Here is a 23,873-nt window from a genome sequence, read left to right on the forward strand (position 1 = left end):
CGGACTGTGATCGTTTGGGTACGCTCGCAAGTCCTGCTCTGAGTGAGGAGCGCCGGACATGGATCGGACCTGCGCGATCTGGGATACCGACGAGGTCCGCGCCGCTGTCGATACCGGTGACCTCGGCGCGATCGTGCGTGCCGTCCGCCGGGCCATTCCACTCACCCTTGAGGAGCTGGCCAAGCGTTGCGGCTATTCCATCTCCACCTTGTCTCGGCTGGAGCGCGGCAAACAGCCGTTGCGCGACGTTCAAGTGCTCCGTTCCCTCGCCGCCGCGCTGCAGATCCCGTCGTCCCTGCTCGGCCTTTCCGACACCGCGTCACGGTCAGTGCGCGCGCAGCGTCCCGTCGCTAGGGTCAACGTCAACTTGGCACCGGACGAGGAGACCGATCCCATGCGTCGTCGCACGCTGTTGGCAGGACTGACGGGCCTCGCTGGCGCCTCGGTGCTGGGAACGGGATCGCCGGTCTCGGCTGAAGCCGATCCGGTGAGCACGCTCGAGCGCGCCTTGCTAGATCCGCCCACCACGAGCGCCACCCCGGTCACCATTGCCCAGCTTCAAGCCGACGTTGCCCACACACGGTCGGTCTACCAACTCGGCCGCTACACCGAGGCCGCGACCCAGCTGCCCGGTCTGGTCTCGACGGCGATGGCCACACGGGCCGAGAACGAAGACACCTCCTCCGCCAACGGCCTGCTGGCCGATGCGTACACACTGGCATCGGAGCTGATGGTCAAACTCGACCGCGGGCAGCTCGCGTGGACCACCGCGGACCGGGCGATGCAGGCGGCCCACGATTCGGACGACCTCCTAGCCCAAGCGTCCGCGCACCGCGCCTGGGCCATCGTGCTGCGACGCACCGGACATGCGGACACCGCGCAGCGCCTGATCTTCAGCTCCATCGGGAACCTGCAGCCTGAATTGCACAGAGGTCCGGAACACCTGTCGGTGTACGGAACCTTGCTGTCCACCTGCGCGTACACCGCAGCCGTCGACGGAGACCGAAATACCGCACGTTCCTTGACGGCCGAAGCGGTAGAGGCCGCCGTGCGCCTCGGTTCTGACGCGAACCACCGATTCACCGCGTTCGGCCCGACCGGTGTTGGGCTGTACCGCATCAGCGTGGCCCGAGCCCTGGGTGACTACGGCACCGCCATCGAGGTCGCGAAGCAGATCAACCCAGCCGCAATCCCGCTCGCCGAGCGCCGTGCCAGGTACTGGTCAGACGTCGCCCACGCCTTCCACGAGTGGAACAAGCCCGAGCTCAGCTATCGGGCGCTGCTCTCCGCAGAACGGGCGTCCCAGGACGAAGTCCGTTACCGCAAACCGATTCAGCGCATCACCACCAGCCTGCTGCAGCACCCGACCGCGCGCTCCTTGCCCGGCCTGCACGCCTTCGCTCGTCGCACGGGCGCTGTCGCGTAGCCCCGTCATGCATTCGCTCGGACGGGCTCGATGCCGTATGAGTGACACATGGTCAGTGCTGTTGTGTTCGATGTCGGCGAGACGCTCTTGGACGACTCGCGAGAGTGGGGTGCGTGGGCGGACTGGATAGGCGTTTCGCGCCATACGTTCTCGACCGTCCTGGGTGCTGTGACGGCGGCCGGACGGGACAACGCGGAGACCTTCCAGTACTTCCGCGCCGGCTTCGACGTAGCGTGTGAGCGACAGCTGCGAGAGGATGCCGGGCTCGGGGAGCGAATCGAAGAAGACGACCTGTATCCGGACGTGCGATCAGGCCTCGCAGACCTGCGTGACCTCGGCTTGTGGGTTGGAATCGCCGGCAATCAGACAGCTCGGGCGGGTGACCTTCTCCGTGGGCTCGCGTTGCCTGCGGACTACGTGGCCACTTCCGGGGAATGGGGTGTCGCGAAGCCGTCGAAGGAGTTCTTCGATCGGGTCGTCGCCGCGACTCAGCAACCCGCGTCCGAGGTGGTGTATGTCGGCGACCACCGGGACAACGACATCGTTCCCGCGAAGGCCGCCGGTCTCCGAACGGTGCTGATCCGTCGCGGCCCCTGGGGCCATCTGTGGGCCGACGATCCGCTGGTTAAACGGGATGCAGACTGGGTGATCGACTCGCTGAACCAGCTTCCCGCATTGATGACCAGCTAGGCGGCCGAACGAATCAGATCGCTCGTGCGCCTGCCCATGCGGCGAGCTCGACCACTCGGCTGTTGCCTGGGCGAAGCTGAAGAAGGGAACCGAGGGCGCTCTTGACTTGCGGATGTTCTCGCGTGTGTTGAGGAGCAGCTTCCCGCGCCTTCTCGATGCATGCGTACGCGTCCTCGTGTCGCCCGAGAGTGAGCTGAGCGCGCCCCAGATCGATGTAGTAGTGGGAGCGCCGCTCCGCCGGCAACTCCGAAGGTGGGTGCCACGCCGAAGCTCGCTCGACTCCAACTGGGTCGCGCAGCTCAGCGGCCACAGCGAGTTCGTGGATGCGGATCGAATGCGGGCCGAAAGCCGTGCCGCGGTAGATGCCCTCGCTCACCGTGCTCGCGGCGTACCGAGCCTCCCTCAAGTGGTCAGCTGCCGCCCGAGCGTCACCGAGTCTTCCTGCGACCACAGCAGCTCGCATGTGGAGAGATCCGAACGCAGCGGCTACGCCCGGTCGGTCTCGATTGGACAGAGCTATCGCATCAGCCGCAGCGACAAGGGCTCGGGCGCCTGTGTCGAGGTCACCGTTGGCGAAGAACGTCTCGGTGCGGACGTACTCCGACGCCGCCACCAACAAACTGTCGTTCGCGACCTGAGCTGACTGTCGCATGAGGTCGATGAGGCGGGCTGAAAGGTCCAGATACCCGAACTTGAAAGCGATTCCGTCCGCAGCACGGAACACAAGGGCGCGAAGCGCGGCTGCTTGATGTAGTTGTTGGTCGCTCTTCACCACCTGGCTTGCCCGGCCCAGCTCGGCGAGCAAGCCAGGAAGCTGCTCTGCCAGGAGGCCGTAGCGTGCTTCCAGACGATGTTCGTTGACACGTGTTACCTCAGCCGCGATCTCTCCCAAAGATCGCGTCGGTCCGTCTTCTGGGAGATCGAACGCGTCCAGAACTCGTCGAAGCCGGGGAACGACCGCGTGCACGCGGTCCAGATCGTCACCACCGCGGACGGGCATTCCCGGCGAGGTCGACGCCATCCAGGCGACTTCCTTGGCACCGGACGTGCTCGCCACTGAGGACGGCCCCCCAGGGTGGAGCACACGCAGCAACTCCCCGACGGTCTTGAGCCTGAGCGCCTTCGCCAAGAGCGGCTGGAGAGTCGGAGTCAGCTTCGCGGTTTGGCCACGTTCCCAACGTCCAATGGTGCCAACACTCACGCCTACCAACCGAGCCAGATCCTCCTGGCTGAGGCCCAGGGCGCCACGCAGCGCGGCCAACTCCGTTCTAGGCGTCGCCATCGGTCTCCCCATGCGCAAAATTTGGCCGCGTTGTTGCTGGCGAGCCTAGCTTGGAACCTGTCCCAGGCCCGCATCTCCGCCGAGGAGCTTCTGTTTCTCGGCGTAGTCAAACGTTCCTGACTCTGCGGCAGCCAGTGCACGTTCAAGCTTGTTCGCCATATCCGGCCTCAACCGCCGCAGCGCTTCGTTGACTTCGACGATCTCGAACTCGCTGATCTCCGGATCGCTCACGCGCAGCGCCTTCAGCAAGTCTGGCCCAAGAACGCCACCATCAAAGACAAAAACAAGCTGGTCGTCCCACGGTCCGTGGGGTGCTTCCCAATCGAGTAACAGGATCCGCCCGATACTCAGTTGGACACCAAGCTCCTCCCGCACCTCGCGCGCAGCTGCGACGGCCGGCGGCTCATTGCTCTCCGCCATACCGCCCGGCAGATCCCAGAAGTCCTTGTATGTCGGGTTTACCAGCACGACTCGCCCTTGTTCATCACGAAGAAGGACGTCAGCCGCGACTCGTTTGCGAGCTTGTTTGGCGTTCCCCTCCGCGAAGTAAGCGAACTGATCTTTCCCGGTCAGATCGGCCACGTCGGAGTTCGACCCTTCTGTGCTCCTGTTCCGCGCGCTCCGGCCCTCTGGGCGGCGAGGAACACTTCAACCTCCGGCACGCGGCGCGCACTTTCGAGGTTACGCGCCAGCAGATCGAGTCGACGGGTCACTCGGCCCGAACTGAGCGATGACGCTGTGCCACAGACCTCGGTGCCGACCACCGCGGCTTCATCCACACGCCCAGCGCCCGCGAGAACCTTCGCCAAGGTGAGCTGACCGAACACTCGGCTACGCACCCGATCCCCGGATCGCAGCCGGATCACCTCTCTAGCCTGACGTTCGGCCTCGTCGTACTCAGCCAGGTCGAGGAAGCAGAGGGCCGCTTCGCTCGCCAAGGACGCCTCGTCAAATCCGGTGATCCAGTCGGCGCTCTGCTCTCCCACCGAAATGTCCAGCATCGCTTCCGCCGCGTTGAGTTCGTCCGTGCAAGGCCGGCGCTCACCCGCAAGACCAAACGCTCTGGCGCGCATAGCGTGCAAGCGGGCCACCAGCCTCAGAGCTCCTTCATGATCGCCGGCCCGCGCCAAACCCTTGGTAGCTATGCGAATAGCGTCATACGGCTGCCCAAGTTCGATCGCCAGGTGCGACATGGACGCGCATATGTTTGCTGAGAGCAGGTCGTTCTCTCCAGCGGACGCGAGCCGGAAGGCTCGGTCGAAGTAGCTGCGAGCCTTCGCGTCATCACCGCTGCCGTCGTGGGCCATCCAACCGGCAAGCTCGGTCATTGACGCGGCAGCGGAGAACAGCCGCACGGCGTCAGCCGACCCATCACCCACATTGAGCAGCTGAGGCGCAACCTCCTGGTTCAGGTACTGCACAACACCCAGATAGAGGACACCGCCGCCCACCCGGCGATCTGTTTCCTGAAACGCCTGCGCCGCGCGTTGGATTCTCTGCACAGGGTCGAATTGCGTCAGGTCGGCTGGCTCGCCGACGCCCCACCGGTCAGCGCTGAGCGCACCAGCCGGTTCCGCCTGCGCTCGCGGCCGCAGGACGAGGATCAGCTCCCGCGTCCCACTGAGGCCAAGCGCTTTCGCCAGAAGCGGTTGCAAAACCGGCGATAGCGATTTGGTCTGGCCTCGTTCCCAACGCCCAATCGTGCCGACAGTGACCCCCACTGCCTCGGCCAGCGTCTCCTGGGTGAACCCGAGAGCCCGACGAAGCTCAGCCAGGCCGGACCTCGGAGTAGGCATCGATCACTCCCTGGGCCTGAATCGGACGCATTGTCGCTGGCCAGCCTAGCTTGGAACACGTCCCAGGCTGGCATTCCCGTCGAGGGACTTTCATTTCACCCAATCGGTGTATTCGGTCGTTTACGCAGCTCAGAGCTATCGCATGACAGATTCCTGATAGGTGATGGCAGATTGATGATCTGGTTCTCCCTCGCGATGTCGTCTTGTGTGGATGCCTGCCAAGCCCACTCGCTGATCGCATACACGCTCGAGGAAGTGACCAGACATGCCTAGAGCCTTCAAGTGGCAGCCGCACGACGGCGAGCGCCACGCGATACCCCGGACGCTCGTTCCAAACGCTGTCGGTCGCAGCCTGTGTGACATCGAGTTGACGGCAGGGTCCGATGTCTGGCCGCCACACGAACGGTGGTGGCCCACGTGTCAGATCTGCGACCGCGCGTGGCGAGATGCCGAAGGCATCCTGCCGTGGCCACGGCAAGGAAACTCGGCGAACACCACGCCGAGCGGCAAGGCCATGTCGCTGCCTGCCAGCGAACTGGTCTTGCAGCCATGACCGCCATTCCCGACGAATCGGCATGTCCGCCTTCAGGCATCGACCAAATCGCTGAAGACGAGGCTCGGCTTCAGAAGGGCAACACCAGCGAACGCGGCGCATACCTGTGCTTGCGCGCGATTGGGCACCAACTGAAGGCTCGGCCCGATGGAGTCGAGGACGCGCTCCAGCTCATCATCTCCCAGGCAGACAAGCAGATGGTGGTCGCGGCCGCCAGCATCATGGCCAAGATCCTCCTCGACGGCGTGCCACGTGACCAGCTGCAGTCGCCGATCAGGTTCCCGATCTCGTTCCACCTGCCCGGCGACATCGACGCCGAGGATCGTGACGCATGGCAACAGAACGTGCGGGCAGCGTCGGCCTTCGTCTCTGCCTACGCGACGGCCGACCCCATCGCGATCGAGAAAAGCATCCCGCTCCTCTGCGGTGAAGGCGTGTTCGAAGTCCTGGTCGTCCTCGTTGCAGCTGCCGCGCGCAAGCTGGAGAGGCACGCACGCTGGTTCGCCGAAGCACTGCGGTGCAGCGAGGATCAGTCCGATGATCCAGCCACTTCTGCAGACCAGGCTACGCAGACAAGAACGGTCAGCGACTGAACATCGCCGCACGGCGATATGCTTCGAACGCCCATGCCAGTGCCTACGGCCCTGCCCGAGGTCAAGCCGCCCGGCGGTTTGGAAAGCGTTGGCCGCGACCTCGTACGCAGTGTCGGAATCGTTACTACCGTTCAACGCTCGCACAGGATCTTTAGCATCAGGCGGGTCCGTTTAGCGCTTCCCGACCCGTTCACCATGCTCTCTGGGCGTTGGGCAAAGCGGCCGGCTGAACCTCGTATCGGTGTCTGACTTCATGTGACTGCGAGTAGGTGGGTGGTCGATCCGACCGGCAACCGTCCAGCCACGTCTGATGGCTTCGGGATCCGGCAACTCACACGGACGGCGCAGCCCCGACAGTTTCACGCAATGCCGCGTCAAGATCTTCGTCAGTGATGCCCAGCTCTGGCAGGCATGTGGGGACGAACATCTTGCTGGTGTAGAGCTCGCCGTAGTGTGCGTAGTCGAGGCCCGTGTCCACTCCGCGCACGGAGTCCCTGAAGCTGTTGAACCGCATGAACCTCTGAAAAGTTCTTGCGGGTACATGCCGAACATCGTCCGGGTTCGGGTGTCCTGCGAGGCGCGCGAGCCGTGACACAAGCTCGGTCCACTCAAGATTCGCTTGCGCGACGGGGAAGTCTCCCTCGAGCCTTGAGGTCAGGGCTGTGCAGCTCGCCTCCCCGATCGCAGCCGCGCTCACGAGTGCGGTGCCGCCAGGGGGTGTCATGAGCGGCAAGCTCGTCTCACCGCGGAACCACGGCACCATGTACTCGAACTGACTCGGCCGACCAGGTGTCGCGCCGAAGACGTACGGGATTTCCAGGACTGCCACGGAGCACGAACCGTCTGCAGCCTTCCTCGCTTGGACCGCCTGTTCCGCGCGACTGGCGATGTACGGGTGAAGATCAGGTAGTCCGAGCTCTGGGCGTTGCCGATTCAGCGTGATGTTGTAGGACCCGTGGATGACGGCGCTCGTGATTCCGGTCTGCCGCGCGGCTTCCATCATCCGACGGACCGCGTCGACGTTGTGGTGCTGAAAATAGGCTCCACTCGGCCGAGGTGCTTGAGCGCGACTGTCGACGCCTGCTGCGAACACGAGTGCCTCGTGTCCTTTGAGGATCGGCTTCCAGTCGCTTTGAGACAGTGAGCTGGCGTCGCCCTCGTGGAACACAACATCACTGGGCAGGTTGGAGTTGTGGCTACGTCCGACAACGCTGACCTCGTGGCCGTGGCGTAGTAACGCGCCGACAACGTGGAATCCGAGATATCCGGATCCTCCGACGACGATCGTTTTCACGCTGTTCCTCCGTGGATTCGCACGTCGTCAGCTCGTCGCTGCGCCGCTGGTTGCCGAGGCTCGGATGAGTTCTGGCGCGCGAGTTCGGATCTGCGCCACGACCGGCGACTTGCGCGCGTCGTGCACCTCTTGCCACCAGCGCACCTCTGCCGCCTTCTCGCCTTGTCTCGTAAGACGTGAGGCCTCGTCTGCGGTCGAGAGTTCGACGCGTACCTCCGTGCCTGTGCGGGCTACCTCAAATCCGACTTCGAGGCACGCACGTTCCACGACGGCCTCGAGCGCGGGCCCCTTGAGCCCTTCCGCGCGGGCGAGTTCGCCGGCTACAGCGCGGGTGCCGTATGGAATCCGCATGCGCAGACGGCCCTCCCACAGCTCGACCAGGCGATCGCCCAGCTGACGGCTGGCGTCGCGCACGTGCAGAAAGTCCTTCAGGGCCGATGAAGGCGGCGGGTCGACCACAATGGAAGGAAAAGCTGCGTACATCCGCTGGTGAAGCGGGTAGAGCCGGCGGCGAGCCTGATTGGCGTGCGCCCACACGACAAGCCGACTGTTCTTGATCCACAAGCTCAGTGCGGTAGCGCTGAGGCCGAGCATGGTCAGCAGGCCCGCGATGCCCTTGATGGGGGTTTCCACGACGTTCTGCGTCCAGGACGGAACGATGCCGAACAGCAGGGCGAGGTTGTAGCTGACTGAGTGCAGAACCATGCACAGGCCGCCGATCTGCCCCAGCGCGTTGGTGTTGAGTCCCATCGCGAGCCAGCGCGTTCCCTTGGCCTTCTTGACCCACCGCCACCCGAGGCGACACACCACCACGTTCATCGTGCCCGAGAACCCCATCGACAGGATGTAGGCGACGGCAGCGAAAGGATCTCCCGGCCCCCCGGCCTGATACCTGCCCGCGGAGGTGATGTCGTAGTCACTCGCAGTGGGGTTCATCGCGAACAAGGCGATGACCGCGGTGGTCAGCACCGCGTAGATCAACCATTCCCGGCGTGCGATCCGGACCGCGGTCGCGCGTTCCTCTACGGAGAACAGGTAGAACATGTGCACGCAGATCACGGTGGAATTGCCCAGCGTCATGATCATGGGCCAGTTGAGCCACACGCCGTCGACATGCAGCAACGATGTGAACGGCGGCATCGCCAGGGCATAGGAGACCGTGGCCAGCACCGCTGCGGCCAGCAGCGCTCGTTTGGCCGGCACAGAAGGATCATCAGGTCGCCGCTTGACCCTGCGCAGGTGCGCGAGCACGGCCAGCGCCGACCACAGCATGCCAAAGCCTGTTACCAGTACAAACCACATTGCGCGTCCCCCAGGCGTAAATCTGCGGTGTTACTCGACGTCGGCCAGCGCTCCCCCGAGCGACCTGACACCTTTTGGATCATCGACGTGTGGTGCGAGCTGCAAGGTGTCGCGACCCCGTGCTCGGTGGAGTAGTTCGCGAGCGAACAGCTCTGCCTCGTTCTCGCGCGGCGAGGCGAAGGTGCTGCGGCACAGAACCTGGTCGTGGACGACGTGTCCCAGGACGCGGTGTCCTACCTCGTGCAGGATGATGTCCTGCTGATGGGTTAGCCCGCTCCTGTTGTCGAAGAAGATCGTGATGGAGTGCTCGGACTCGATGAGCGCGCCGCTGAAATTGGTCTCAGGCAGGTCGTGAGGTGCGACCTCTTCGCTCAACGACCGAAATCGCACAGGCTTGCCGAACTCCACCGTGAGCAGGCTCGCGTATTCGTCCGCGTCCCACGGGACCGGGATCGGCACCCGCTTGGAGAACTCTGCGGCGCGCTTCCTCAGAGATCGACGATCGAGCGGAGCGTCGGTGTCGTCGTGGTTCATGTGCTTCACCGATCCGCCTTGTCGGATCCTGATCCCGAGGCCGAGTTCAGGCGCAGTTGGTCGTCCATCTCCAGGTGGCTGTTGATCAACCCTGCCAGGATCCGAGCGCTGGCTTCATTGCTCAGGCCGCTGTTGCGGCCGGCGTTCCGGGGGTCGGACTCCAAAGTCCGCAGTGCGATACCCAGCAGTCCGCGCTCATCGCTCTTGGCCTGCCGCAAGAGCTCAAGCAGCTTCTCGTCTTCCGTCTTGGCGCTGGAGACGTCCTGATCATCGGCGTAGAGATAGCTGAGGCGCTGTCCGAAAAAGGCCGCCAGGTTGCGCAGCACGGGAACGGAGACGTCGTTGTCGGTGATCTCGCCACTGCGGAGACCCCGTACGCGCCAGGACTTCTCCCCGATCGCCTCCGCCACCTCCTCCTCGGTGTACGGGCGTTGTTCGTGCACCGAGTGCACATGATCGAACAGCCAGTTCAAACGCTCGCACACAGGCCGGGAGCTGTCTGGCATCTCACCGGTGACTAACCAGTGCGGGCTCGACGGGTTCACGGGAAGTTCCTTGAGCTCACCGTCCTTGAACCGGCGAAGATCAACGTCGTACCGGATCGCAGCCTCGACCCGGGCTGCTTCTGCGTCGCTGAAGAAGTAGGCCGTCGGGACCTCGAAGAAGGAGGCGATCCCCTCCAGAACATCCTTCGTCGGATTCGGCTTTGTACCCTTTTTCAGCTGGCTCACGTAGCTCGGTGACACGCCCAGATGCAGCGCAAGATCCTTGTTCGTGTGCGGCTTGGTGTCGCTGTATCGCTGGCCCTCGACCGCAGGCCTGATCGTCTCGAACAGCCACGTGATTTGACCGTGCAGCGTTCGAGGAACCACATCGGCCGCGTGCTGAACCTCGCTCATGCATCCCCCACGGACACCCAGTTGAACCGCAGCGACGTACTCCGTCACTCCCCCAGACACGTCGAGGTTAACTCAGACTGCATCGGCCTGGTCAACCTTTCATAGTTGCCGCTGGTCAACTAGGCAGCACCGAAGCAGAAATTAATCCGAATGGGTGAGTGCTGCCAGTTACTGGCCAAGCCGCTTGGAGGTCCTCTATGGTGCGATCACGGGGAGATGCAACTTCAGTTCATTTCGCGGGGAGGCGAACGACACTGAGGTTGACCAGCAAAGATGCTTCGTCCCCAAAGGATTGTTAACTGAATCTGCGGTCCACCTCCGCTGAGCAGACGCATGCTCGGCATCGAAACGACCTTTGCTGCGTCCCAATGCAGACGCGTGGAGCCGGGTCCGCAAACCTACGGAGAACTCGTCGCACCGCGAGGGGCGCCTGGCGGCTTCAGCGCGTGTTCTGGGGGAAGCACATGATGATCACTAAGCGACCGACCGACGAGGCCTCCAGTGTCGGCCACGACGTTCCCACCCCACGAGGGCGTGTCTCAGTGCAGGAAAGCCTCCTGCCTGGCGAGCTCAGCAGCTTGATCGGAAGAAGCCAGCTCCTGCGGCAAGGCGCCGACACCGTCGGATCGGCTCGTGTGCTGACCTTCATCGGACCGGGCGGCGTCGGCAAGACCCGAGTCGCGGAACGTCTCGTCCACGAGATGAGCCGCGCCAGCGACTTCGAGTGTGGCCGGGTTCACCTGGCCGACCTGCGCGAGGGCGAGGATCGGCTGGCGCCCGCGATCGCGCAGGCATTCGGCCTTCGCGAGAACTCGCCCGAGCCCGCCGAGGACCTTCTCGTCGAACACCTGGCTCCCCGACAAGCGGTGCTGCTACTGGACAACTGCGAACACCTTGTCGGCGAGAAGCCCGGCAGCGGGTCGGTGCCACAGCTGTTGCGCACCCTCCTGCAAGCGGCCCCGGGACTGCGGGTGATCGCCACCAGCCAAATCAGACTGGGCCTCAGCGGCGAACACCTGCTGCCGGTGCCGCCCCTGTGCATCGGAACCGAGGAGTCGTCTGACCCCGCCGCGCTCACCACGGTGCATGAGGCGCTCCAGTTGCTCATCGTGCGCGCTCGCGCCGTCGGCGTTGAGATCACCGAATCCAACTACCCGATCGCGAACCGACTGTGCCAGCTGCTGGACGGACTACCACTGGCCATCGAGTTGGCCGCCAGCCAGCTCGACGTGCTGAGCCTGCAGTCAGTCGTCCAACACTCCGACCTGCTTGGGCTCCTCGTCGACGGCACCTCGACAGAGGCGCACCACCGCGGGCTCCGGGCGATGCTCGAGTTGTCGCAGAAGCTGCTCACGAGCGATGAACAGCGGATGTGGGCGTTGATGACGGTGTTCGAATCCGAGAACGGGTTCGACTTGGACGCGGCGCGTGCGGTCTGCGTGGGCGATGGCATCGCCTCTGCCGACGTCCAGCCGCTGCTCTCACAGCTGGTGCGCAAGTCCCTGTTGCTGATCGATCACCAGGCCGGTTCCACGCGCTATCGCATGCTGCGAGTGATCAGGCAGTTCGGACAGCAGCTGCTGATCCACGCGCAGCACGACGCCGACAGCAGCACTGCGCCGAGGCCGGCCAGCGCAGTCGTTCACGCAGCTGCCGAGTACTTCAGTGACCTCGCGCGACGAGGAGCCAAGCTCTGGCTCAGCCCCGGTGAGGTCGAGTGGATGCACTTGTTGCGGCTGGAACTCCCGAACCTGCGCGCGGCCCAGAAGTACTTCCTCACACAGCCTCGGCAGCGGCACCGCGGCGTCGAACTGGCGACCAACGTCACGCAGTCGCGATGCCAGATCTTCGCCGGACAGCTCAACGACTCCCGACGAATGCTGATGCTCGGACTGCAACACGCTGCCGACCACGCTGAACCGTCCGACGTCGCCGCCACGTCGATGCTCGCGTGGATCGCGATGCTGCAAGGACGCCTCGATCTCGCTTCGCCTCTACTGCAGAAAGCCGAACGTGAGGCCGCGACACTAGGACTGAGCGAGACGCTGGCGCCGCTGTTGTACGCCTCGGCGACGGCAGTCTTTCTCGGAGAGCCTGACCTGCAGAAGGCGAAAGCCGCACTCCCGGCCTTGGAACGCGCTGAGGCAGCGTTTCAGCTCGGCGGCAACGCCGGTGACACCTTCATGGCGATCCTGTTCAGAGCGATGGCGGTCGCGTTCCTGGGCGAGCGAGACCAGGCCGTGCTGCAACGCGATCGGCTGCTCGCCCTGGCGAGCGAGGCCCAGGCAGTGTGGTCGATCTCGTGGGCGACTTGGACCAGCGCCCTGGTCGAGTTCATGCACGGTAGTGCGAGACGCGCCATCTCCCTCGCCCAGGAAGCGCTTCGGCTGCAGCGCAAAATTGGCGATGCGTGGGGACCGACCTGGAGCGCCTGGCTGCTCGCGGTCGCCACGGCCAAGGTCGGGGATCACGAACTTGCGGGCAAGCTCTTCGGGGCGGTCAGCTCCCTCCAGCGGGAGTCACAGACTTGCGTGGTGAACATGCAGCCGTTTCTCCGTGTCAACGACGAGATCAAGGACTACTGCCGGCACACGATCGGCGAGGACCGCTTCAGAGAAGCGATCGCCGCCGGCCAGAAACTGTCCATTGAGGACGGAATAGTGCTCGCGCTGACACCGATCGAAGAGATGCGCGTTCCCCGCGTCGGCGAGAACCTCCTTACATCCAAGGAGATCGAGGTCATCCGGATTCTCGCGCAGGGCAAGCGGTACGCGGAGATCGGCCGGGATCTCGACATCGCCGATCGCACTGTCGAGACCCATGTCCGCAACGCGAAGCGCAAGCTCGACCTCCACAACAGGTCAGACCTGGTCGCGTGGTACCTCGATCCAGAGTCCAGCAAGTCGATCTGAGCCAACGAATCGGCCGCCGGGACCGCGTTCCTGCCGCCGGCCGCGACTGCCCCTCGGCAGGCCTCGCATTGAGCAGAGTCACACAACCCTGCGGCGTCACCTGAGTCCTACCATCAGGACGCGGGCCGCCGACAGGCCGTGAACCTCGCGAGGCACGCGAATCGAGCCCTTCACGTGTCGATTCCAGCACTCCCGCCTGCGCCGATCCCCCGCAGGGACGCCGCGAAACATCGTCGACCCGTAGTCGCACGACAGAACCCGTAGCGACAAGCAGGCAACCCGTAACATCACGACTCGATTCGGCATTCCCGTGGCGACCCGCCACAAGGCGCACCTGGGCGCGCACCCGAGATCGCAGGAACTTCACGACAAGCCGGATTCCTTCTTCACAAGTTAATCCCCACCCATCACCACGACACTGTTCGCTCCAGTCATTTCCGCAGCTCAACAGGCGTCCACCAGCAGTTGTACGGGCCTACGGCACGCCGCTCTACGGGAAAGCACGTAGCAACTCTATCGACTACGGGATAATTCATCCAATGCACGTCCCTCTCTACGCGTTGACAACAGAAATGATTGCCATAGTGTTTGTCACGACGAGATGCGGAACCGAGCAAGACACTGGAGACATCAGCGACTTCTCTTCACTGCTGATTGCCGACAGCCAAGCCTCACTCGGATGAAAAGCCACTCTCGTCAGGACGAGCACCAGGGGGCAGTGAGATGAGTGTGCCGGCAATGCGGTTAGGCACACGAATTGCTCGCGCAGCAGTCGCGGCATTCGTCACACCGCGACGTCACGTGCAACATCTGGTGCACCAAGACCTCGCCGTCGCATACGAACGACGACGAGGCGGTGGCCAAGCGGCGGGCCGGGGAGGGATCTGCTGCTTGGCCACCGGCCGGCACTCCACTGTCGGCCGCAGATGAGACGTCGGCCGCCGTCGCATCGCGATCACCTGCTCGCTGGTCGAGGTGGGGCAGCGCGGCGGCCGACGCCTCGAAGCTTTGGGGGAGGATTGCGTTGCCGAAACATCAACCACTCTGGGCACACAGCAGAGCAGGGCTGGCCATCGCGCTGGGCCTGCGAACAGATCCCTTACCACCTGCGCTTGTTGGGCACCTCCAAAACGCGACCACCGCTGATCCAGCCGAGGATCTGGTCCGACTCGAAGGCAAGCTCCGCGCCACGGTGGCCACGCTGACGTTCCACACCAACCAAGCCGAGCGCTCCATTGCCGACGCTCGCCGAAGAGTTGCGGACGCAGGGCACGGTTGGAGCCCTGCCGCTTGGCTCCGTCGACGTGGCGCGAAGGCAGATCTCTCCAGCGCGATCGCGAAGCAGTTCGAGCTGCGTGACTCGCTCGACCAAGCCGTGATCGCGCGGGACACGTTGCGAGAGTTCGTGATCGACCTGGACGCGCCGTGCGGCCTGCTCGGTGAGTCCTCTTCAGGCTGGCAGCGCTCACCGGACGTACCTGCGAGCGTTGTCGTGTTCGGCCCAGAAGACAGTTTCGTAGCCGCAGACTCACGCCGACTGGACAGCGGCTGGGCCGGCGCACGCGTCGCTGGGGAAATCCATGGCGAACAGTGGCGTCGCGACGGAGACGACGACGGCCCCAACAGCCAGCCCCTGGACCGCGCTGGGCCGTGGAGGATCGGGTTCATCCCCCGCACCGGCGAAGTCTACGCGTCACGGCACTGCGGCTATCTGCCCCAAGAAGTATGGCTGCTGGGCAAGGATTTCGAAGCGCAGCACGCTCGCACGATTCTGGATGGCCTGCTGCCGCGAATGCGCGAACCGAACTCATTGATCTTGGCGGCGGGAGTCGTGCACGCCGAACGGAGCCTGCGTAGCACTCGAGAACGCACCGCGCTGCGACTCCCCAGGACCCAGGAGTCACGAGCCCACGCGACCGAGGCGGGAGAGCTGGGATGACCAGGCGGCAACTGGCCGTCGCCTTCGGTATCACCATGGCCACGTCCATCGGCTGCTCGGCCCCGTCCGATTCAGCGCAACCGTCTAACCCGACATCCGAAATCGTTCTGTCCGTGCAGATCCCTCCACCGGAGTCGCGGAGCCCCCAGGCCACCGTCGAGGGTGAGGTCACCTGGCTGACGGGCCGGCCGGGATGCATCTCGCTGGTCACCGAAGCCGGTCAGCGTTTTCAGCTGTCCGGCAGCGTCGTGCTGGACAACGAGCACCGGGCCCGCACAGGTGAGCAGCCACGGGCACAACGGGTGCGCGTGACCGGGTACGTGCCGGAACGCGGCGCCTCGACCTGCCATCTCGGCCCCACATTCGTCGCGAAAAAGGTGACCGCCGTGAACAGCTAGGAAATAGAACTAACGCGATCATTGAGACCCGTTTGCCACTAGGTTTCGGGCACCTTGCAATGCCCTAAAACTGTCCACAAAAGAAAGCCGAGAAATACATCGGAACACGTTGACATCCGCAATCGCCACATTGCAGTCTAGAAACCAACGGCACGTCAGTGCAGGTCAATGGCACGATCGAAGATACTGATCCCACACAAGGCAACTTCGTCGTCGCGACGGGCTCGCATTCCCAGATGCAAGCTACTCGCCGCGTTTCCGAACGCCTTTCACCAATGACGTTGAGATTGCCGTCATACCCGGCCGGGTCCGGGTGAAGCTATGAATTCGGGGGCTTTAAACATGGCAGTACGTCCATCCCGCGCGGCGGCACTCGTCGGCTGCGCGGCACTGGTCGGGATCCTGGGGACATCCGCCGCTCAGGCGGACCCGAGCCTGGCCGGCGACCGCGCGGTGATCGAGGGCAACACGCCGAGCTGGGCCACCCCAGCGGCAAAGGTCGGCGAAGTCGCCGGTGACGAAGTCCGTCGCGTACGGATCGCGTTGACGCTCAAAGATCGGCGCGGCGCCGAGGCGCTGGCCAAGGCGGTGTCCACCCCGGGCAGCCCGTCGCACCGCAAGTTCCTGTCCTCGCAGCAGTTCGTGGACCGGTTCGCTCCCGCGCAGTCCACTGTGGATCGGGTGACCGGCTGGTTGCATGGCCAGAACCTGACGGTGTCGGAGGTGTCGGGCAACCGGCACTTCGTGACTGTCGAGGGCAAGGTCTCGGCACTGGAGTCGGCGTTCCGGGTGCGACTGAGCAAGTTCAAGCTCTCCACGAAGGCCGGTGCGCTGGAGCTGGCTGCGCCGGAGTCCGCCGTGTCGGTGCCGCGCGAGCTGCGTGGCGCGGTGGAGGCGGTGCTGGGCCTGGACGACAGCGAGCGCACGATCACCCCGAAGCAGGTGGCGATGCGCACGCCCAACGGCGCACCGGCCCGGCCGCGCGCCGACGTCAAGGCCGCGGGCGACCCGAACAGCTGCGCGCTGTACTGGGGCGAGTCAGTCAACACAGCGGTCCCGCGGAAGTTCGCCGGCGACTTGCAGTCCAACGCGCTGTGCGGCTACGACACGGCGCAGATGCGGGGCATCTACAGCCTGGGCGGGAGCAACACCGGTGCCGGCCAGACGGTCGCGATCATCGGCGCCTACAACCACGAGCCGATCGTGTCCGACACCAACCGCGCGGCCGCGACGTTCGGGTCCCCGCAGCTGACGGCAGGCCAGTATTCCGCGGTGCTTGCGAGCCGCTGGGACGACATCGAGCAGTGCATCCCCGAGTCGTGGGCGGGCGAACAGGCGCTCGACGTGCAGGCGATCCACACCATCGCCCCGGCCGCGAAGATCATCTACTACGGGGCGTCGAGCTGCCGGACGCTCTATGACGCGCTGAACAAGGCCGTGCAGGACAACAAGGCCTCGGTGCTGTCGAACTCATGGGGCGCCTCGGGTGAGAACCAGCCCGCCGCGGTGCGGCAGCAGATGGACAGCATCGCGCTGCAGGCCGCGATCCAGGGCCAGGCCATCACCGTGTCCTCCGGCGACGCGGGCGACAACGCCGGCAACCCGGACGTGCGCCGCACCGCCACCGACTTCCCGGCCTCGCACCCGTGGGTGACCGCGGTCGGCGGCACGTCGGTCGCCGTGGACAGCAACAACAAGGTCAAGTTCCAGACCGGCTGGGAGATCTCCGGCTACACCCAGTCCGGCCAGAATTGGGCACCGCAGCAGGGCGTCGACGGCAAGTTCGCCGGCGGAGCGGGCGGCGGAGCGAGCTCGCTGTACGAGCAGCCCGACTACCAGAAGGGCGTCGCACCGGGCACAGGCCGCCGCATGCTGCCGGACGTCTCCGCGCTCGCGGACGCCTACACCGGTATTGGCATCGGCTTCACCACCCCGGACGGCTACGTCGAGTACCCCTCCGGCGGCACGTCCGCGGCCGCGCCGATCATCGCGGCGCTCGTCGTGGACGCCCAGCAGGCCCAGGGCGTCGAGCGGTTCGGGTTTCTCAACGGCGCGCTGTACCAGATGGCGGGCAAGGCCGGCATGACCGATGTCAAGCCGGTCGCGGCCGGCGTCTGGACGCCGTACATGGTCACCTACGGCCACGTCGACGTCCCCGGCAACCAAGGCTCCTACCTGGCCGAATTCGACGGCAAGCCGCAGTCGCTGCAGAGCGGCACGGGCTGGGACAACGTCACCGGCGTCGGCACACCGGCCGCGGGATTCCTGACCGCCTTCGCCAAGTAGCCCACCAGCGTCAGTCCACAAGGGACTGATCCCCCAGGGCCGCGTCGCCCGCCTCCGCACCCCAGGGCGGACCCGCAGCGCGGGCGGCGCGGCCACCCCTCCCGGCTCGTACCGGCTCTTCTCGGATCTGGAGCAGGACCATTGATCACTCGCAGGATCGTCACCCGTTTGCTGGCCACCGCGACCGTCGTCTCAGCGATGACGCTGACCGTGCCGTCCGGCACTGCCTCCGTGCAGGTCTCCCCCCACACCGGCGGGGCGGAGTCACCGACGCTGGTTGCGGTCGCCGTCGGCGCGCACGTCGCCACCGGATTGCACTCGACCGGATTCGGTGCCGTTGACGTGACCGTCCGGACGCGAGCCGGCACCGACCAGCCGCCCGGTCCGGCCACACCGGCCTGGCTCACCGGCCTGCGCACGGCCGGTTTGCAGTTCTCCCGAGCCGTTCGGCTGCTGCGCGGCTGACCGGCCTTGACTTCCACTCCCACCAGTCTCTCGTGCCACCGGGCACATCCCGTTCAGATCAGGGGGATCACGAACATGGCTCTACGACAACGTTTCACCGTCGTGCTGATGCTCGGCACGGTGCTACTGGCCTCCGCGTGCACCGAGGACGCCCCCAGCACTCCCGAGGGCGCCGGGGAAGCGCAACCGGCGAAGATCGAGGAAGCGATCCCGCAGGAATATCGCGCACTGGCCGAGGCCGCGGCGGGCTACCGGGCGATCGACGCGTGCGGTCTGCATGATCCGGACGCCGCGAAGGAGGTCACCGGCGACGAGCTCGATGAGCTCGTGCCGTCGCAGGACGGCATGCAGGAATGCGTGCTGCGCACCCACAAGGGAGAGTTCAGGTCCAGCTGGACGATCTACCTGGAGGTCGGCGACGCCTTCGACGCCTCGCAGCGCAAGGACGCCGCTCCAGAGAACGTCGGCGGACTGGAGATGTTTCTGTCCGAGGACGAACGGACGTGCACGCTGGCCAAGCCGCTCGACGCCGACCGGGCGATCGTGCTGCGCACCAGCCCGTCCGGCACCGGGGAGGACAAGCCGGCCAAGACCAGCTGCCAGCTGGCCAAGGAGTACGCGGGCAAGCTCGCTCCGCTGTGGAAGGACCTGCCCAAGCGCGGTTCCGGGCGCACGACGCCGGAGCTGACGCTGGCGAAGCTCGATCCGTGCACGGTGGCGTCGGGTGCGCTGGAGCTGTACGGCAAGGACGCGGTGTTGCAGCCATCGGGGCCGTTCGCGTGCACCGCGAGACCGCTCAACCCAGGGCCGCCCTCACGCGACAAGGGTGTGGGCCGCAACGAGGTCGGCATCACGCTCATGGTCGACGACGATCCGTCGGCGCTGGTCAAGCCAGGCGATCAAAGCGCCCGTGAGATCACGGTCGCCAGCTACAAGACGGTGATCTTCCAGGGCCGTTCGGGCTGCACCAGCTACATCGTCTACGACCCGGGCACCAGCATCGTGCAGGACAACCGGGCCACCGAGGGCGGCGTCCTGTACCAGCAGATCCGCATGTCCACGGCGACCTGCGACGTCGCGCAGCAGGCGGCGGAGAAGGTGCTGTCGAAGGTGGGCAGGCGATGAACGCCCGCCGTCTCACCCTAGTTGTCGCGGCGACCGCACTGGCGGCCACGGCGCTGGGCGGGTGCAGCACCGTCGTACCCGGCGCCGCGATGCCGGAGTCCGCGGCCAGCAGCGGCAAGGCTGGGATGTGCTCGCGTAGCAACGAGCCCGAGGTTTGTCTGGAGTGGTCGGACACGAGGCCGAAGACCGGAAAGGATCTGCTGCGCACCGCTGAGGAAGATCCGGTCGCCGCGGCGCAGATGCTTTGCTCGGCGTTGCCCGGTGACGTGCTGGACCGTTTCCTGGGCACCGGCCACTACCGGGTCATCGCCGACAGCCCGCGCAGCCCGACGTGCACGATCAGTTCCGACGACAACAAGAAGAGCGCGGACGGCAAGTACGAGTCCGTCCTCGAAGTCGAGATCTTTTTGGCGGCCAAAGAATCCCTGGCCCGCGATCTGTCCATTTTGCAGTCCAGGCGGGACACCGCGGCGAAAGTCACCGAGCTGTCCATCGCGGGCAAGCCAGTGATGCGCGTGGGCGATCCCGAGGACGCCGACGGCAAGGGCCGCGACAAGGAAGAGCTCTCCATCGCGGTGCTGGGTGACAAAGCACAGCCGGGCGCGTTGCGGATCCGGCAGAACCTGCGGCCGCCACGTGGCAGCAAGGTCGACGCCACGGCGGACCGGGCCCGCCTGAACAGCATGCGCGACCCGCTGGTCGCGGAGCTGCTGAAAGCCCTTTTCCCGTAAGCCTCAACACATCTTTGTCGGGGGACAAGATCATGACGACCATCAGGAGCCTGACGCGCGGCGTGCTCACGCTCGCCGCCGCAGCCTGCCTCACCACGCTGCCCGCCGCGCACGCCACCGCCACGGTGGCCGCGCAGGACAAGCCCAAGCAGATCACCTTGGGTGATCTCGACCCGCGCGTGGACGCCAAGACTGTCGGCGCCCCGTACGACCCGTGCGCACTCGGCTGGGAGGCCTTCCCCGCGGAGGTGAGGCCGGACAAGGACCTCAAGCCCCGGTTGCGCGCACCGGGTGCGAACGATGTGTTCCGCACCGGTTGCAGGTACGACAACGGCGCGGTGTCGGACATCACGGCGTCGCCCGAGAAGCGCGGGCAGCTGAAGAACTTCTTCGCGCTGGTGGTCTGGGCGAAGCCCGGTGAGATGAAGACCGCGCAGGCCGAGCAGCCTGGTTCGCAGCCGCACACCTTCGGCGGCAAGGCCGGGCTGATCATTTCCGGGACCAACAAGTCGAGCAACGAACCGCTGTGCACCGGAATCATCCCGCTGGCCAACGGCACCGCCGCGATCGCGATCACCAACGGCCGCTTCGGCACCGACACCTGCTCGGTCGTCAAGCACGTCGGCGAGGTCATCGCCGGGAAGACGCCGTGAGCGCGCGCCTGGGCGACGACGTCGTCATCACGCCGCTGCCCGATCAGGTGGCAGTCGTCGGCACGAGCACCGTGCAGCTGACCGCCGGGCCGGAGACCGACGCGGAGAAGACCCAGCCGCTCACGCCGCTCACCCCAGCAGCGCTGTTCCGCCACGCCGTGCTCCTGCGGCTCACGGACTGGCGCAGGCCCGGTGTGCTGTTGACGTTGCTGCTGGCCGCGATCCTGATCGCGCTCGTGACGCTGCTGCGCCTGCACGACAACACCCGCACCAGCGCGGTGGCGCCCACTCCGCAGACCGTGACGGTGACGGCCACCCCGGCACCGCCGCTGCGGGACCGGCTGCCTGCCGCCGCACAGCTGGACGCGGCCGCGGTCGCACCGCGAGCGATCAGCGACGCGGAGCTGGCGGCGCTGCCGCGCGCGGCCGTCGGCGAGACCTTGGCCGGCGCGCCAGTCGATCCTGCACCCGGTGCCGATCCGGGCACGGTCGTGCTGCACCCCACCGTCGACGCCCCGGTGTACGCCGAGCCCGGCGGGTGCGCGTTCGCGGTGCTGCCACCCCGGCAGCTCCTCACACCGACGTGGACGCCGGTGCTGGAGCGCAGGCCGGGCTGGGCGCTGGTGATGCTGCCCTCGCGGCCGCATCCCACCGGCGCCGCGGCGGTCGGCTGGATCCACCTGCGGCCACAGGTCGAACTCGCACACGGTGACCGGCGGATCGAGATCGACACCGCCACCGGCAAGGTCGCGGTCCTCGCCGAACTCGGCCACGGCACCACCGCGGCGTCGACGCTCACCGGTACCCCGGCGTCGGTCGCCGTCACGGCCCGTACCGGTGGCCGCAGCTTCGTCGCCGCCGGTCAGGGCGACGCGCTGCCGTGGCTGCTGCAGGTGCTGTGGCCGTTCCGCCTCGACGCCGACCGGTTGTGCACAGGCCCGTTCGGCGGGATCACGGTGCCGGGGCTGCCCGCGACGTCCCCGCTGGGCCAGGTCGACGCCGCCGGCTGTGTCCCCACTCCTGCCGGTGTGCGTGACGCATTGCGTGAGGTGCCCGCCGGAACCGCGGTGCTCCTGCGCTGACCCCTAGTCCCCCAGTCGCGGGTGCGGCGGTCCGCCGCTCGGGGGCGGCCGGCACGCCGCACCCGCACCCAGCCCCCACCGAGAAGCAGAAAGGAGGTCGTGATGATCCACGACGGTGACCGGCCCGGACAGGTTGGTCAGGAAGACGAGCAGCGGCCGACGCCCGGCCCGCAATCCCCCTCGGGTGCGCGGCGCTACCAGTCGCCGCCGACGCAGGCGCGCCGCAGGCCCGCCCTGCTGGCCGGCGCCGGGCTGGTCGCCGTCGCCGTGTTCGTGGCCGTGTCCGGCATCGTGCTCACCCGGCCCACCGCCGGTGAGCAGCACATCGACCCGCTCGGTCAGAACACCACCACCAGCCCGATTTCCATCGTCGAGGCGGCGCCGGTCGTGGCACCGCAGGCGGTGAGCGCCGAGCAGTTCGCCGCGCTCCCGCAGGCCACCACCTTCACCGCGACCCCGGCCGCGCCGCGCGACCCCGCGCCTGACCAGGTGCCGGGTGGGCTGGTCGCCCACCCCACGACAGCGGTGCCCGTGTACGCCGCGCCCGGCGGCGACCCGGTCGCCGTCGTCCCCGCGACCCAGCCGCTGGGCATCGAGCCGAACATCACCCACACCGACACGTGGCTGTCCATCCTGGACACCCAGCCGGGGTGGGCGCTGGTCGCGCTTCCTTCGCGCCCCAACAACTCCGTCGCGTGGATGCACACCGACACCCGTGACGTCACCGTCGCGAAGAGCCCCAGTGTGATCACCCTGGACCGGGGCACGTTCGAGGTCACGCTCACCATCAACGGCACCGTCACCGGCCGCTGGAAGGCCGGGATCGGCAAACCCGGCGCGATCACCCCGGCCGGACGGACGTTTCTGCTCGCCGCGCTACGCGACAACAGCTCCACGTTCTCCAAGGTCGTGCTCCCGCTGGGCACGCATTCCGACACCCACCTGACCTTCGGCGGCGGCCCCGGAACGGTCGGCCTGCACACCTGGCCCACGCCTGAGGTCTACGGCGCGGCCTCCTCCGATGGCTGCGTCCGGATCCCGCCGGACGCGCTCGCAAGCCTCACCGAGGCGATGACCCGCGGCGACCTGCCGCTCGGCACCCCGGTGTTGATCAAGTGAATACCCGTACCCGGCCCCAGGGCCACACCACATCAAGGGGGGACCACGTGGTCCGCACAACCACCCACTCCACACGCCTGTTCCTCGCCGCGGCCGGCATCGGCGCGCTCGCGGCGGCGGCCTCGGCGTCCGTGCTGGCACCGGCGAACGCGCAAGTCCACGGCCTCGCCGGTGCCCAGGCGAGTACGTCGACGGCGTATGGCGTTTCCGCGTCCGGCACCGAGAACAAGGCCGCGCAGCCCTCGGTCACCTCCGATGGCGAAGTCAAGGCGGCATCGGGCTCGGTATCCGGCATGGGCTGGTCCGCGACCGGCATCACTGTCAAGGCCGGCAACGGGATCGCCGAGGCGACCGTCGGCAACGTGGTGGTCGCGGGCAAGACGATCGGGTCGGTGTCGGCCAAGTGCGCCGACGGCGCCGTCAGCTACACCCACGGCGGCGCCGCGCCCAGCGACCCGAAGCTCAAGGTCAGCTTCGGCGGCGGGGCGGGCGCGACCATCCAGATCCTCGGTGCGGGCGACAAGGTCGCCCAGACGATCACGGTCGCAGTCGTCAAGTGCGGCAAGGCCACCGTGCCTCCCACCAACCCGCCGACCAACCCGCCCACAGGGCAGCCCACGGGCCGACCGACTGGGCAGCCGCCGACCAGCACGCAGAAGCCGACGCCCAAGCCCGGCACCACACCGCAGCCCGCGCCGACGCCGCAGCCCGCGCCGACGCCCCAGTTGCAGGACGGCCACCACCCGGTCACCGGCTGATCCCAGGCCAGGACCGGTTCGCGGACCCAGGTCCGG

Annotated in this window: 22 protein-coding genes; 15 read left to right on the plus strand and 7 right to left on the minus strand. The window is 66.4% G+C overall.

Features of this window, described 5'->3' with window-relative positions:
* Nucleotides 1-58 precede the first annotated feature (58 nt).
* Together ACSHWB_RS45365 and ACSHWB_RS45370 are read left to right on the plus strand one after the other, a co-directional pair.
* A complete protein-coding gene (locus ACSHWB_RS45365; protein ID WP_439659526.1) occupies nt 59-1,426 on the plus strand; it encodes a helix-turn-helix domain-containing protein in 1,368 nt (455 codons plus the stop codon).
* A gap of 48 nt (nt 1,427-1,474) precedes the next feature.
* On the plus strand, nt 1,475-2,116 hold the full coding sequence (locus tag ACSHWB_RS45370; RefSeq protein ID WP_439659527.1) for an HAD family hydrolase: 642 nt from the start codon (nt 1,475-1,477) through the stop codon (nt 2,114-2,116).
* A 13-nt stretch (nt 2,117-2,129) separates the two neighbouring features.
* Here the strand turns inward: ACSHWB_RS45370 and ACSHWB_RS45375 are convergent, their stop codons facing one another.
* The 3 genes from ACSHWB_RS45375 to ACSHWB_RS45385 are packed head-to-tail and all read right to left on the minus strand — an operon-like array spanning nt 2,130 to nt 5,194.
* Entirely contained in the window at nt 2,130-3,398 is a 1,269-nt protein-coding gene (locus ACSHWB_RS45375; RefSeq protein ID WP_439659528.1) for a helix-turn-helix domain-containing protein, read from the minus strand.
* Nucleotides 3,399-3,443: 45 nt separating this feature from the next.
* Nucleotides 3,444-3,980 carry an NUDIX domain-containing protein gene (locus ACSHWB_RS45380; protein WP_439659529.1) on the minus strand — a complete coding sequence of 179 codons (537 nt, stop codon included), beginning with the start codon at nt 3,978-3,980 and terminating at the stop codon, nt 3,444-3,446.
* Nucleotides 3,968-5,194 carry a helix-turn-helix transcriptional regulator gene (locus ACSHWB_RS45385; RefSeq protein WP_439659530.1) on the minus strand — a complete coding sequence of 409 codons (1,227 nt, stop codon included), beginning with the start codon at nt 5,192-5,194 and terminating at the stop codon, nt 3,968-3,970. The genes ACSHWB_RS45380 and ACSHWB_RS45385 overlap by 13 nt, the downstream gene beginning before the upstream one ends.
* A gap of 265 nt (nt 5,195-5,459) precedes the next feature.
* On the opposite strand from ACSHWB_RS45385, the gene ACSHWB_RS45390 reads away from it, so the two are divergent.
* Nucleotides 5,460-5,747 (plus strand): zinc finger protein, encoded by a 288-nt coding sequence (locus tag ACSHWB_RS45390; protein ID WP_439659531.1) that lies wholly within the window; start codon nt 5,460-5,462, stop codon nt 5,745-5,747.
* Nucleotides 5,744-6,340 carry a hypothetical protein gene (locus ACSHWB_RS45395; protein WP_439659532.1) on the plus strand — a complete coding sequence of 199 codons (597 nt, stop codon included), beginning with the start codon at nt 5,744-5,746 and terminating at the stop codon, nt 6,338-6,340. Before ACSHWB_RS45390 ends, ACSHWB_RS45395 begins: the two co-directional genes overlap by 4 nt.
* A gap of 331 nt (nt 6,341-6,671) precedes the next feature.
* Here ACSHWB_RS45395 and ACSHWB_RS45400 read toward each other — a convergent pair whose 3' ends face one another.
* From ACSHWB_RS45400 to ACSHWB_RS45415, 4 genes are read right to left on the minus strand one after another with little or no spacing between them, the layout of a single operon-like run.
* Entirely contained in the window at nt 6,672-7,634 is a 963-nt protein-coding gene (locus ACSHWB_RS45400) for an NAD-dependent epimerase/dehydratase family protein (RefSeq protein ID WP_439659533.1), read from the minus strand.
* A gap of 27 nt (nt 7,635-7,661) precedes the next feature.
* Entirely contained in the window at nt 7,662-8,936 is a 1,275-nt protein-coding gene (locus ACSHWB_RS45405; RefSeq protein WP_439659534.1) for a DUF6545 domain-containing protein, read from the minus strand.
* A 30-nt stretch (nt 8,937-8,966) separates the two neighbouring features.
* Nucleotides 8,967-9,470 carry an ImmA/IrrE family metallo-endopeptidase gene (locus ACSHWB_RS45410; protein WP_439659535.1) on the minus strand — a complete coding sequence of 168 codons (504 nt, stop codon included), beginning with the start codon at nt 9,468-9,470 and terminating at the stop codon, nt 8,967-8,969.
* Nucleotides 9,471-9,475: 5 nt separating this feature from the next.
* Nucleotides 9,476-10,369: a helix-turn-helix domain-containing protein gene (locus tag ACSHWB_RS45415; RefSeq protein WP_439659536.1), complete on the minus strand. Its 894-nt coding sequence runs from the start codon at nt 10,367-10,369 to the stop codon at nt 9,476-9,478.
* Nucleotides 10,370-10,911: 542 nt separating this feature from the next.
* Between ACSHWB_RS45415 and ACSHWB_RS45420 the strand changes: the two genes are divergently transcribed.
* The 11 genes from ACSHWB_RS45420 (at nt 10,912) to ACSHWB_RS45470 (ending at nt 23,837) form a co-directional block, all read left to right on the plus strand.
* Complete coding sequence (locus tag ACSHWB_RS45420) at nt 10,912-13,281, plus strand: LuxR C-terminal-related transcriptional regulator (protein WP_439659537.1); 2,370 nt, start codon at nt 10,912-10,914, stop codon at nt 13,279-13,281.
* A 757-nt stretch (nt 13,282-14,038) separates the two neighbouring features.
* A complete protein-coding gene (locus tag ACSHWB_RS45425) occupies nt 14,039-15,220 on the plus strand; it encodes a hypothetical protein (protein ID WP_439659538.1) in 1,182 nt (393 codons plus the stop codon).
* 113 nt (nt 15,221-15,333) lie between these two features.
* Nucleotides 15,334-15,618: a hypothetical protein gene (locus ACSHWB_RS45430; protein WP_439659539.1), complete on the plus strand. Its 285-nt coding sequence runs from the start codon at nt 15,334-15,336 to the stop codon at nt 15,616-15,618.
* 342 nt (nt 15,619-15,960) lie between these two features.
* The gene (locus ACSHWB_RS45435) at nt 15,961-17,904 is read left to right on the plus strand and encodes a S53 family peptidase (protein ID WP_439659540.1); all 1,944 of its coding nucleotides are present in this window, start codon (nt 15,961-15,963) and stop codon (nt 17,902-17,904) included.
* Nucleotides 17,905-18,045: 141 nt separating this feature from the next.
* Nucleotides 18,046-18,369, plus strand: coding sequence for a hypothetical protein (locus ACSHWB_RS45440; protein WP_439659541.1), 324 nt, complete (start codon nt 18,046-18,048; stop codon nt 18,367-18,369).
* A 75-nt stretch (nt 18,370-18,444) separates the two neighbouring features.
* On the plus strand, nt 18,445-19,494 hold the full coding sequence (locus ACSHWB_RS45445) for a hypothetical protein (RefSeq protein WP_439659542.1): 1,050 nt from the start codon (nt 18,445-18,447) through the stop codon (nt 19,492-19,494).
* Nucleotides 19,491-20,225, plus strand: coding sequence for a hypothetical protein (locus ACSHWB_RS45450; RefSeq protein ID WP_439659543.1), 735 nt, complete (start codon nt 19,491-19,493; stop codon nt 20,223-20,225). Before ACSHWB_RS45445 ends, ACSHWB_RS45450 begins: the two co-directional genes overlap by 4 nt.
* Before the next feature lie 32 nt (nt 20,226-20,257).
* Nucleotides 20,258-20,878 carry a hypothetical protein gene (locus tag ACSHWB_RS45455; RefSeq protein ID WP_439659544.1) on the plus strand — a complete coding sequence of 207 codons (621 nt, stop codon included), beginning with the start codon at nt 20,258-20,260 and terminating at the stop codon, nt 20,876-20,878.
* Complete coding sequence (locus ACSHWB_RS45460) at nt 20,875-21,960, plus strand: hypothetical protein (protein ID WP_439659545.1); 1,086 nt, start codon at nt 20,875-20,877, stop codon at nt 21,958-21,960. Before ACSHWB_RS45455 ends, ACSHWB_RS45460 begins: the two co-directional genes overlap by 4 nt.
* 102 nt (nt 21,961-22,062) lie before the next feature.
* The gene (locus tag ACSHWB_RS45465; protein ID WP_439659546.1) at nt 22,063-23,079 is read left to right on the plus strand and encodes a L,D-transpeptidase family protein; all 1,017 of its coding nucleotides are present in this window, start codon (nt 22,063-22,065) and stop codon (nt 23,077-23,079) included.
* A gap of 47 nt (nt 23,080-23,126) precedes the next feature.
* Nucleotides 23,127-23,837, plus strand: coding sequence for a hypothetical protein (locus ACSHWB_RS45470; RefSeq protein ID WP_439659547.1), 711 nt, complete (start codon nt 23,127-23,129; stop codon nt 23,835-23,837).
* The last annotated feature ends 36 nt before the right edge of the window (nt 23,838-23,873 follow it).

It is taken from the genome of Lentzea sp. HUAS TT2 (genome assembly GCF_051853195.1).
GTDB lineage: Bacteria > Actinomycetota > Actinomycetes > Mycobacteriales > Pseudonocardiaceae > Lentzea.

Excerpts from the sequence above, each read along its gene's own strand:
- ACSHWB_RS45385 (WP_439659530.1), bottom strand. The coding sequence starts at position 5,194 with ATGCCTACTCCGAGGTCCGGCCTGGCTGAGCTTCGTCGGGCTCTCGGG.
- ACSHWB_RS45405 (WP_439659534.1), bottom strand. The coding sequence starts at position 8,936 with ATGTGGTTTGTACTGGTAACAGGCTTTGGCATGCTGTGGTCGGCGCTG.
- ACSHWB_RS45445 (WP_439659542.1), top strand. The coding sequence starts at position 18,445 with ATGGCTCTACGACAACGTTTCACCGTCGTGCTGATGCTCGGCACGGTG.
- ACSHWB_RS45390 (WP_439659531.1), top strand. The coding sequence starts at position 5,460 with ATGCCTAGAGCCTTCAAGTGGCAGCCGCACGACGGCGAGCGCCACGCG.
- ACSHWB_RS45465 (WP_439659546.1), top strand. The coding sequence starts at position 22,063 with ATGATCCACGACGGTGACCGGCCCGGACAGGTTGGTCAGGAAGACGAG.
- ACSHWB_RS45375 (WP_439659528.1), bottom strand. The coding sequence starts at position 3,398 with ATGGCGACGCCTAGAACGGAGTTGGCCGCGCTGCGTGGCGCCCTGGGC.
- ACSHWB_RS45450 (WP_439659543.1), top strand. The coding sequence starts at position 19,491 with ATGAACGCCCGCCGTCTCACCCTAGTTGTCGCGGCGACCGCACTGGCG.
- ACSHWB_RS45435 (WP_439659540.1), top strand. The coding sequence starts at position 15,961 with ATGGCAGTACGTCCATCCCGCGCGGCGGCACTCGTCGGCTGCGCGGCA.
- ACSHWB_RS45365 (WP_439659526.1), top strand. The coding sequence starts at position 59 with ATGGATCGGACCTGCGCGATCTGGGATACCGACGAGGTCCGCGCCGCT.
- ACSHWB_RS45455 (WP_439659544.1), top strand. The coding sequence starts at position 20,258 with ATGACGACCATCAGGAGCCTGACGCGCGGCGTGCTCACGCTCGCCGCC.
- ACSHWB_RS45370 (WP_439659527.1), top strand. The coding sequence starts at position 1,475 with ATGGTCAGTGCTGTTGTGTTCGATGTCGGCGAGACGCTCTTGGACGAC.
- ACSHWB_RS45410 (WP_439659535.1), bottom strand. The coding sequence starts at position 9,470 with ATGAACCACGACGACACCGACGCTCCGCTCGATCGTCGATCTCTGAGG.
- ACSHWB_RS45395 (WP_439659532.1), top strand. The coding sequence starts at position 5,744 with ATGACCGCCATTCCCGACGAATCGGCATGTCCGCCTTCAGGCATCGAC.
- ACSHWB_RS45415 (WP_439659536.1), bottom strand. The coding sequence starts at position 10,369 with ATGAGCGAGGTTCAGCACGCGGCCGATGTGGTTCCTCGAACGCTGCAC.